Genomic DNA, 2,460 nt, shown 5'->3' on the forward strand with positions numbered 1-2,460 from the left:
GTGTTCATTTTTTGTTTTCATAAGTGACTATAATTAATGGTCTAATTTTTAGTCAACCTATTTCAGGAAAGTTCATTGTTTAAATTATGCCCAACGTGTTTGTATATGACAAGTAGCGTGAAATTGTGAGTTAATTTTCAATCTCGCAACAAGCCAAAACTTTTGTATTTTGTTTTTATCTTTTTTAGCTCAAAAGCCAAATCAAAAGATTTGGCGACTTACCAAATATACCAAAATTTACGATTTAGAAAAGAAGCAGCTATTTGTTATATACGGTGTTGCCACACGTATTTATTCCGTTATGTTTAGAAATTCTTCAAATTCAATTAAATCTCTCGTATAACCTCGTTCCTTTATTTTTTTTCCATTCTTATCAATTATTACAAAATATGGGCATAAATTATTTTGAAAATTATCAATTTGAAATTTAGAGTTTTTCATACCGACAGTTTTAACCGTTTTACCTGATTGCTTATCGATAGTCCATTGTTCTTCGGGAATTTGTTTTTTATCATCGACGTAAACATTTACGAAAATAAAATCATTCGTTAATTGTTTAATTATCTTATCATTTCTTAAAACATATTCCTCTATTTTTCGGGCATTAACGCAGGCGTAACCATTAAAATAAAGAACGATTGGTTTGTCTTTTTCTTTCGCTTTATTAAGTACATCTGAATAATTTAAAACACCAGGATTTTTAAATAGCCCAGAATAATCTTCCGAGTCATTTATAATAATTGGTACGTCAAATTGTTTTTTTTGGGACTTGAAGTTTTCAAAAACTTCTTTATATGTTTTAGTTGAGTCAGCATTTTGTTTAAAAAACTCGTAGAATTCATTAATATACTCATTAGGAATCTGAAGTCTTTGAAATAGTTTTTTATCTTCTTCCCAGTTTTTTAATTCAGCTTTTCTTTCAGATAATTCATTTGAAACCTTAAAAATTTCTATTGCTTTTTCATATTGTGAGGTTTGTTTGAATTCCATTATTTTATCAAACAAGTTCTGGTAGGTCACTTTTCTATCATTTTCACTAATTAAGGGAACTAATAATGTTGCTAAAATAGGTCCATTAGCAAAAAAATCAACATCGATTTGTTCCAATCCACAATCTGTTAATTTGGAAAAAGTATTATTCAGAGTGTTCAAATCACTTTTCTCGGAAAAGGTCAAATTAATTTCTTCTGACAAAATTTTTTCACAATCCGTTTGAGAGTAAGAAACTCCTGTCGAGAACTGAAAGAATATAATAATAAGCAATGTTTTTCTCATATGTGTGGCAACGTGTTTGTGTATGATGCGTTGCGTGGTTTAAGCACTAAAGTTAGCAAATAAATCACAGATAGAAAGTCCACGAGGACTTTCGTAAGTAAGCTATAACTAGCAATGAATTATACACGTTGTTGTACCACGTTTTTTAATTTATCCAAGCCTCAATCTTATCTTTCAATTTAACCATTAAGTCGTTCAAATCAGAATATACTATATGAGGATAATGATTTGTGTCAAAATGAGTATTTTTAAAATCGTCCTTAGAACAAGTATATATTACTGGACGCTTTAGTCCTAGAGCAAAACCAGCTTCAAAATAGACTCCATGTTTTTGATTTGTAAAATCAGCTATGAGAAATTTACTTTTTCTAATATTCTTTATTATGGCGTCATTAATTGTCACATCACTATCGTAATGAATTTCATCAACTAGTATAGGTTGATATCCTGTCTCTACCACGATACTTTTAATTGCTTTTCGAATTTCTGTTACATCATCAGAAAATGACATTGCAATAAAACAATTCTTAGATTTTTCACCATTTTCTTGTAAAGAGACCACTTGTTCAAAGCCTTTAAAAGTTAGAGATAAATCATCAAAAAAATCTCCATCTTTTGTTTGAGTAAATTTAGCTGTTATATATCCCATTTCTACTAAAGCTTTCAAATAGAATATAAATTCTGTATAGTTTTTCAAGTAGCATGTAATAGCAAAATATTCAACAGTATCTTTACTATGGAAGCTTACAACATTCCCTTCTCTATCTTGAATTTCATACAATTTGAGTAATAAGTTGTCCAATTTGGCTCTTGGCATGTTAGGGACATTAGCTGTTTTAATTATTTTTTCCAATTCATTATTGTCTAAGAAATGTTTTCGATTAGGAATAAATTTTTGATTGGCTATTAATCCAAGAAGTATGTATTTATTATTCTCTACAAACGGGGAATTTTTGTGATTCCAATGAAAAGTAAAATTTAGTTTATTTCCATAGTAATCCACGGAATATTCAATGCCATCTAAAGATGACGGTAAATTAGTTGTCGGTTCGTTTGTTATAAAGCACTTTTCAGGTGCATCTGTCATTCCCATTTTGTTGTTGATGTGTTATACTGATATAGGTTGACTCTTTTTTGATAGCTATATTTTAATATTTAGATGTTGAGTTGGTGTAAATTTACATT

2 protein-coding genes are annotated in these 2,460 nt (G+C 29.1%); both read right to left on the reverse strand.

Annotation, left to right across the window (positions count from 1 at the left end; all coding sequences use genetic code 11):
- Positions 1–291 precede the first annotated feature (291 nt).
- Complete coding sequence (locus tag DNG35_RS12100; protein ID WP_111129543.1) at positions 292–1,275, reverse strand: hypothetical protein; 984 nt, start codon at positions 1,273–1,275, stop codon at positions 292–294.
- Between the two features lie 145 nt (positions 1,276–1,420).
- Positions 1,421–2,362, reverse strand: a complete 942-nt coding sequence (locus DNG35_RS12105; protein WP_146228889.1) for a hypothetical protein — start codon at positions 2,360–2,362, stop codon at positions 1,421–1,423.
- Between the last annotated feature and the right edge of the window lie 98 nt (positions 2,363–2,460).

Source organism: Mesonia sp. K7 (genome assembly GCF_003233725.1).
Classification (GTDB): Bacteria; Bacteroidota; Bacteroidia; order Flavobacteriales; family Flavobacteriaceae; genus Mesonia.